Annotated in this window: 9 protein-coding genes and 1 pseudogene; 6 read left to right on the top strand and 4 right to left on the bottom strand. The window is 66.6% G+C overall.

Translation table 11 applies throughout. The features are described 5' to 3' along the window. Positions 1 to 290, top strand: a pseudogene (locus VDP82_RS12190) (type I pantothenate kinase); the annotation flags it as partial. Positions 291 to 392: 102 nt separating this feature from the next. Here VDP82_RS12190 and VDP82_RS12185 read toward each other — a convergent pair. After that, positions 393 to 743: a VOC family protein gene (locus VDP82_RS12185; protein ID WP_323015119.1), complete on the bottom strand. Its 351-nt coding sequence runs from the start codon at positions 741 to 743 to the stop codon at positions 393 to 395. A gap of 134 nt (positions 744 to 877) precedes the next feature. Between VDP82_RS12185 and dapB the strand changes: the two genes are divergently transcribed. Both dapB and VDP82_RS12175 read left to right on the top strand, forming a co-directional pair. Then, positions 878 to 1,690, top strand: coding sequence for a 4-hydroxy-tetrahydrodipicolinate reductase (gene dapB, locus VDP82_RS12180; RefSeq protein ID WP_323015118.1), 813 nt, complete (start codon positions 878 to 880; stop codon positions 1,688 to 1,690). Between the two features lie 21 nt (positions 1,691 to 1,711). Then, the gene (locus tag VDP82_RS12175; RefSeq protein WP_323015117.1) at positions 1,712 to 2,326 is read left to right on the top strand and encodes a 2,3-bisphosphoglycerate-dependent phosphoglycerate mutase; all 615 of its coding nucleotides are present in this window, start codon (positions 1,712 to 1,714) and stop codon (positions 2,324 to 2,326) included. A gap of 17 nt (positions 2,327 to 2,343) precedes the next feature. Here VDP82_RS12175 and VDP82_RS12170 read toward each other — a convergent pair whose 3' ends face one another. Then, entirely contained in the window at positions 2,344 to 3,213 is an 870-nt protein-coding gene (locus VDP82_RS12170; protein WP_323015116.1) for a methylated-DNA--[protein]-cysteine S-methyltransferase, read from the bottom strand. 79 nt (positions 3,214 to 3,292) lie between these two features. After that, positions 3,293 to 3,772, bottom strand: coding sequence for a DUF2244 domain-containing protein (locus VDP82_RS12165; protein WP_323015115.1), 480 nt, complete (start codon positions 3,770 to 3,772; stop codon positions 3,293 to 3,295). A gap of 62 nt (positions 3,773 to 3,834) precedes the next feature. Between VDP82_RS12165 and nth the strand changes: the two genes are divergently transcribed. Further along, the gene (gene nth / locus VDP82_RS12160) at positions 3,835 to 4,503 is read left to right on the top strand and encodes an endonuclease III (protein ID WP_323015114.1); all 669 of its coding nucleotides are present in this window, start codon (positions 3,835 to 3,837) and stop codon (positions 4,501 to 4,503) included. On the opposite strand, the gene VDP82_RS12155 is transcribed toward nth, so the two are convergent. Then, positions 4,504 to 4,947, bottom strand: a complete 444-nt coding sequence (locus tag VDP82_RS12155; protein WP_323015113.1) for a DUF2214 family protein — start codon at positions 4,945 to 4,947, stop codon at positions 4,504 to 4,506. A gap of 56 nt (positions 4,948 to 5,003) precedes the next feature. Here VDP82_RS12155 and VDP82_RS12150 point away from each other — a divergent pair, with 56 nt between their 5' ends. Both VDP82_RS12150 and VDP82_RS12145 read left to right on the top strand, forming a co-directional pair. After that, positions 5,004 to 5,579, top strand: a complete 576-nt coding sequence (locus VDP82_RS12150) for a TetR/AcrR family transcriptional regulator (protein WP_323015112.1) — start codon at positions 5,004 to 5,006, stop codon at positions 5,577 to 5,579. A 50-nt stretch (positions 5,580 to 5,629) separates the two neighbouring features. Then, positions 5,630 to 6,634, top strand: a complete 1,005-nt coding sequence (locus VDP82_RS12145) for an adenosine kinase (RefSeq protein ID WP_323015111.1) — start codon at positions 5,630 to 5,632, stop codon at positions 6,632 to 6,634. Positions 6,635 to 6,700: the final 66 nt, after the last annotated feature.

The following is a 6,700-nucleotide window of genomic DNA, read 5'->3' as shown; positions in this document are numbered from 1 at the left end:
TCATCGATTTTTCCATCTATATGGATGCCGAGACCGACGATCTGGAAGCCTGGTTTATGGAGCGCTTCTTCCGCCTGCGCGAAACCGCCTTCAAGGATCCCAACTCCTTTTTCCGCCGCTTTGCCGAAATGAGTCGCGAGGAAGCGGGCAGCTTCGGCCATCAGGTCTGGCGCAGCATCAACCTGCCCAACCTGGTCGAAAACGTGCTGCCCACCCGCAGCCGCGCCGATCTGATCCTGAAAAAGGGCCCAAACCACCTCATCGAAAGCGTCCAGCTCCGGCGGGTGTAGGGGGCGTTTGTCACCGGTCATTCCGGCGCAGGCCGGAATCCATATCCGCATGTTTGCACGCATATCGACTATGCGGATGGCTTTGAGGCTGGATGTCCCCCCTCAATACGTCCCCGGCTGCGGCTGGGTGAGGGTGATGAGATTGCCATGCGGATCGCGGAATTTGGCGGTCTTGAAAAAATCCCCGATCGCCTTGGACACCGGTTGCAGGCCGAACAGCGCCAGCCGCCCCAATTCCTCGCCCAGATCGCTCACCACCAGCGTCAGCGCGCTGGCCCCGGCCCGGTCGGCATCGGCGAACACCTGCACCCAGCCGCCCCCCGGCAGCTTCCATTCGGCCACGTCGCTGATCGGGCGGGCATCCGCCACGCGCCCGAACAGGGTTTCGTAGAAATCGAGCACGTCGTTGATGTCTTCAACCGCCACGCCGGCGAGCGCGTTGGTAATGGCCAATTCCAGCGTCCTTCCCTTGCATTGCCTCGGAGTCTAGAGCGGTTCTGCCCTGGACGGAAGCCTTTGCCTTTCCCGCCCCTGTTGGCGTTTGCCCGCGCCGCTGCTATAGCGCTCCCCATCAAGGAGAAATGGCGATGGGTGATCTCAGGGTCGTGGTGGCGGGTGCCGGCGGGCGCATGGGCGCGGCCAATATTCGCGCTGTGGCCACGACGCCCGGCCTGGTGCTGCATGGCGCGCTCGACCGCCCCGGCGCCCCGGCATTGGGTGAGGACGCCGGCACCCTGGCGGGTCTGCCGCCTCTCGGGATCGGGGTGAGCCATGAGGTTGAGGCTGCTCTGGAAGGGGCCGATGCCATCATCGATTTTTCTGCGCCCGGTGCCAGCGTCGCCCTCGCCGCCCAGGCCGCCGAGCGCGGGCTCGTTCACATCATCGGCACCACCGGCTGCTCGGAAGCCGATGATGCGGCCATCGCCGTTTCGGCCGGTCGCGGCGCCATCATCGTCAAGTCGGGCAATTTCTCGCTCGGGGTCAATGTGCTGGCCAGCCTGGTGCGCAAGGCGGCGGCGACCCTTGCCGATTACGACATCGAAATCCTCGAAATGCATCACGCCCGCAAGGTCGATGCGCCCTCCGGCACCGCCCTCCTGCTGGGCGAGGCGGCGGCCAGGGGCCGCGACATCGCCCTCAGGGATCATTCCGTGCGCGTGCGCGACGGCCATACCGGCCCGCGCGAGGCCGGCACCATCGGCTTTGCCACCCTGCGCGGCGGCACGGTGGTGGGCGATCATTCGGTGATCCTGGCCGGGCCCTCCGAGCGCATCGAGCTCAATCACCGCGCCGAGGACCGGGCGATTTTCGCCCATGGCGCCGCCCGCGCCACCCTTTGGGCGGCCGGCCAGAAGCCCGGGCTCTATTCCATGGCCGACATGCTCGGCCTCCACGATTGATAACAGCAAGGATTTCCTGAGATGACCGGCACCCTGATTCTCGTGCGCCACGGCCAGAGCGCGTGGAACCTCGAAAACCTCTTCACCGGCTGGCGCAATCCCGACCTGACCGAGCAGGGCATCGGGGAAGCCCGCGCCACCGGCAAGGCGCTCAAATCCGCCGGCATCGTCCCCACCACCTTCTACACCTCGGCCCTGCGCCGCGCCCAGCATACGCTCGACCTGATCCTGGAAGAGCTGGGCATTGCCAACGTCACCATCACCCGCAATATCGCCCTCAACGAGCGCGACTATGGCGATCTCTCCGGCCTCAACAAGGACGATGCCCGCGCCAAATGGGGCGAGGAACAGGTGCTGGTCTGGCGGCGCAGCTATGACGTGCCCCCGCCGGGCGGGGAAAGCCTCAAGGACACCGCCGCCCGCACCCTGCCCTATTACGAGGCCGAAATTCTGCCGCGCCTCGAAGCCGGTGAGACCGTGCTGGTCGCCGCCCATGGCAATTCGCTGCGCGCTTTGGTCATGGCCATCGAGGGGCTGACGCCCGATGAAATCCTCAAGCGCGAAATCGCCACCGGCGAACCCACGCTTTATCGCATCGGCCCCAATGGCAAGCTGATCGAGCGCGTCACGCTCTGATTCACGTGAAACCGGGGTTACTTGCCTGAGGCGACGACCCCGGCTTCCCAGCCCAGGATCGCCCGCTTGCGCGGCAGGCCCCAGTGATAGCCGGTCAGCCCGCCGCTGCTGCCCACCACCCGGTGGCAGGGCACGACGAAGCTGATCGGGTTCTTGCCCACCGCCGCGCCCACCGCCCGCGCCGCCTTGGGCCGGCCGATATGCTCGGCCACGCTTTGATAGGTGGTGGCCCCGCCTACGGGAATGGTCAGCAGCGTCTCCCACACCTGCACCTCGAAATCGGTGCCGATCAGCACCACCCGAACCGGATGCTCGGCCGACCAGCGCGCCGGATCGAAGGCATGGGCGATCAGCGGCGCCACCCTGGCGTCATTGCGGGTGAAGCGCGCATTGGGCCAGCGATTGGCCAGGTCCTCGAAGGCCGCTTGCACCGTCATGTCGGCATCGGCGAAACCCAGCCCGGACAGCCCGTAATCGGTGGCCGTCACCACCGCCATGCCGAAAGGCGAGGGCGCCGCCCCCCACACCATGTCGAGCCCGGCCCCGCCGGCGCGGAAGATTCCGGGCGGCATGGCCTCATGGGTGACGAACAGATCATGCAGCCGCGAGGTCGAGCTCAGCCCCACCGCATAGGTGGTGTCGAGCACGCTTTCGCGCTGCATCAGCAGGCTCTTGGCATGGTTCAGCGCCACGGCCTGGGCGAAGCTCTTGGGCGAAAGCCCGCACCAGCGGCGGAACAGCGCCACCAGCTGGCGCTCGCTCAGCCCCAGCGCGGCGGCAAAGCCGGCCATGTCGGCCAGGTCCGGGCCGGTTTCGCTGAGATAGCGGATGGCGGCGCGAATGGTATCGTAGTCGCTTGCGGGGGTGACCGGCAGCATCTGGTTCATGGCATGCCCCATTGGAAAAATGCGCGAGCCCGGGCTTTAACCCCTTTATGCCGCCCCTGGCGACCCGGTTTTGCCCCCGTCAGGGGCCGCGCCGGGCCCGGCGCAGGGCGGTGCCGAAAGCGCGGGCGAAGCTGGAACGCTCCTCGGAGCGCAGGAACCGGCCGATTTCCAGCCGCGTCTCCCCTTCCTGAAGAACGATGGCGCGGGTCTTTTCATTGGCGTCGCGCTCCAGCACCAGCCGCACCTTGTGCGGATCGAAGCGGCGCAGGCTGCGGCTGCCTTCCTCGTCGGTAATGCTGATTTCGAGCTGGTCGGGCCACAGCGTCACCTGTTCCAGCCGCCGCCGGCGCCGCGCCCGATAGAGCCCCAGCCCGATCAGCCCCGCGCCGCCGGCGCCGAAGGCGATGCCGGCCGGCAGCAGGATTTCGGGCGACAGGAACACCACCGGCGAGGCCACCAGCGCCGCCAGCCCGATCGCCGCCCAGCCGCCGGCGAGGCTCGGCAGGGCATCGGGCTTGAGCGCGGCGGAAAACAGCGGCTGCGTGGTTGTGGTTTGCATGGGGCTGGCCGAAAAGATGATGGGCCCACTATAGGCAAAGAATCGGAGGCGAGAGAATGGCAATGGCAAAAAAAGTGAAGGCCCTGCCCCGGGCCGATGTCGAGGCCATCTTCGCCCGCTTCGCCGAGATCGAGGCCGAGCCCAAGGGTGAGCTCGACTATAGCAATGCTTTTACCCTGCTGGTGGCGGTGGTGCTCTCGGCCCAGGCCACCGATGTCGGGGTCAACAAGGCCACCAGGGCGCTCTTTGCCCTCGCCCCCAATCCCGAGGCCATGGTGGCGCTGGGCGTGGAGGCCATTGCCGAGCACATCAAGACCATCGGGCTTTATCGCGGCAAGGCGAAAAACGTCCATGCCCTGAGCCGCCTGCTGATCGAGCGCCATGGCGGGCAAGTGCCCGAGGATCGCGAGGCGCTCGAAGCCCTGCCCGGCGTCGGTCGCAAGACCGCCAATGTGGTGCTCAACATCTGGTTCGGCCAGCCCACCATCGCCGTCGACACCCACCTCTTCCGCGTCAGCAACCGCACCGGGCTGGCCCCCGGCGCCACTGTGCTCGAGGTGGAAAAGCAGCTCCTCAGGCGCGTGCCCGAGCGCTACCTTCTGCGCGCCCATCACTGGCTCATCCTGCATGGGCGTTATGTGTGCAAGGCCCGCAAGCCCGAATGCTGGCGCTGCGAAATCCGCCAATGGTGCCGCTTCGAGCCCAAGACGCCGCTGCCGGTGGGCAAGTGATCACCCCCGCGCCATGATGGCGGCAAAAACCGGGATCAGCGCCAGCACCGCCATTTCGGCATGCAGGAATCGGCGGCTGCGCGCCAGCTCATCGGGCGGAATGGCATAATCCGGCACGGTCGCCGCCGAATTGGCCCATTTGCGCATGCTGATGCTGGGTGGGATCGAAAGCAGGCCCACGGCAAGGAAAGCCGCCATCTTGCCCCAGAAGGCATGGTTGGAAAGGTAATAGTCCCAGCCGCTGGCGCCGAAAATGACACGCAGCACGCCCACGATGATCACCAGCCCCGCCAGCACGCCATAGGCGAGATCGAGCCGGGCCAATTGCACAATGCGCGCTCCGCTGAGGCGCGGGCGCAACAGGGCGAATTCGGCGGCGAGCACGCCAACCAGTGCAAACACCGCCAGGTGGTGGCCGATGGTTACCAGCAGATCGATGGTCATGGCGGCAGCGCCCTGCTATGTTATCAATGCTTACATTTATCCGGCAGAAGTAAACAATGTCAACATCTCGCGCCAATGCCCCCTATCACCACGGCAATCTGCGCAATGCGTTGCTGGACGCGGCGTTGGTGATCCTGGAGCGCGAGGGCGAGGCGGGGTTGGGATTGCGCGATCTGGCGCGGGCGGTGGGCGTGTCCCCGGCGGCGCCCTATCGCCATTTCGACAGCCGCGCCGCTTTGCTCGAGGCCCTTGCCGTCACCGGCTTTCAGCGCTTCACCCGCGCCATGGATGAGGTCGCGGCCAGCGGTCCCGCCGACCTCGCTTCGGCCATGGGCAAGACCTATGTACTCTTTGCGCTGCAAAACCGTGCCTTGTTCCGGCTGATGTTCTCGCCCCAGCTCCGGCGCGACCACCGCCCCGGCCTGCGCATGGCCAGCGATGCGGCCTTTGCCACCCTGCGCCATGTCATTGGCGGCGATCTGAAAGAGGGACGCGTGGCGGCGCTGGCCGCCTGGGCGCGGGTGCATGGGCTGGCGGTGCTGCTCCTCGATGGACAGATCGCGCTGCAGGCCGGCGAGGATATCGAGGCGCTGGTGACCGCCATCGTGGAGAACCGTCCGGTTGCGCCCTGAGCCGGCATGCTCTAGACCAGCGGGCGGCCCTGTTTTCCCGGACCCTTTCCATGACCCAGACCCGCTTCGATGTGCTCACCATCGGCAATGCCATCGTCGATATCATCGCCCCCGTCGCTGAAGAATTCATCGCGGCGGAGGGCATGAGCAAGGGCATCATGCATCTGATCGATGGCGAGCGGGCCGAGGCGCTCTATGCCGCCATGCCGCCCGGCCGCCAACAGATTTCGGGCGGCAGCGCCGGCAATACCGCGGCCGGCGTCGCTTCGCTGGGTGGCCGCGCCGCCTTTGTCGGCAAGGTGGCCGATGACGGGCTGGGCGATGTGTTCGCCGGCGACCTCGCCGCGCTGGGCGTGCATTATGCCACGTCGCGCCTGCGCGACAGCGTGCGCACCGCCCGTTGCATGATCTTCGTCACCGAAGATGGCGAGCGCACCATGAATACCTATCTTGGCGCCTGCCATCAGCTCACCGAGGCCGATATCGCTGAGGACGAGATCGGCGCCGCCGCCATCACCTATATGGAAGGGTTCCTCTGGGATCCGCTCGAGGCCAAGAAGGCGTTCGTGCGCGCCGCCCATTATGCCCACAAGCATGAGCGCGCCGCCGCCTTCACCCTCTCCGATCCCTTCTGCGTCGACCGCTTCCGCCCCGAATTTCTCGACCTCATTCGCTCGAAGACCATCGATTACGTCTTTGCCAATGTCCATGAGCTGAAATCGCTCTACCAGACCGACGATCTGGGCGAGGCGGTGCGCGCCATCGCCGCCGATGCCGAGCTGGCCGCCATCACCATGGGAGCCGATGGGGCCATGGCCATCCATAATGGCGAGGTGGTCTCGGTGCCGGCCTTCGCCATCGACAGGGTGGTGGATGCCACCGGCGCCGGCGACCTGTTCGCCTCCGGCTTCCTGCTCGGCATGGCGCGCGGGCAGAGCCTGGAATCGGCGCTCAGCACCGGGTGCCTGGCCGCCTCCGAGGTCATCTCCCATATCGGCGCCCGCCCCCAATGCGACCTCGCCGCCCTCAGCCGCCAGCATGGATTGGTGGGGTAATTCACTCCGCCGATGGTGCAGTCGACACCCTCCCCCTTGCGGGGCTTCGAGCCATCTCGTCAGGGC

It is taken from the genome of Devosia sp. (genome assembly GCF_034675085.1).
Classification (GTDB): Bacteria; Pseudomonadota; Alphaproteobacteria; order Rhizobiales; family Devosiaceae; genus Devosia.
Note: the sequence above shows the minus strand (reverse complement) of the source record. Positions and strands in the feature narration are given on the sequence as shown.

Bases quoted from the DNA above. Each gene is read 5' to 3' on its own strand.
- VDP82_RS12155 (WP_323015113.1), bottom strand. From the start codon at position 4,947: ATGACCATCGATCTGCTGGTAACCATCGGCCACCACCTGGCGGTGTTT.
- dapB (WP_323015118.1), top strand. From the start codon at position 878: ATGGGTGATCTCAGGGTCGTGGTGGCGGGTGCCGGCGGGCGCATGGGC.
- VDP82_RS12175 (WP_323015117.1), top strand. From the start codon at position 1,712: ATGACCGGCACCCTGATTCTCGTGCGCCACGGCCAGAGCGCGTGGAAC.
- nth (WP_323015114.1), top strand. From the start codon at position 3,835: ATGGCAAAAAAAGTGAAGGCCCTGCCCCGGGCCGATGTCGAGGCCATC.
- VDP82_RS12170 (WP_323015116.1), bottom strand. From the start codon at position 3,213: ATGAACCAGATGCTGCCGGTCACCCCCGCAAGCGACTACGATACCATT.
- VDP82_RS12165 (WP_323015115.1), bottom strand. From the start codon at position 3,772: ATGCAAACCACAACCACGCAGCCGCTGTTTTCCGCCGCGCTCAAGCCC.
- VDP82_RS12145 (WP_323015111.1), top strand. From the start codon at position 5,630: ATGACCCAGACCCGCTTCGATGTGCTCACCATCGGCAATGCCATCGTC.
- VDP82_RS12150 (WP_323015112.1), top strand. From the start codon at position 5,004: ATGTCAACATCTCGCGCCAATGCCCCCTATCACCACGGCAATCTGCGC.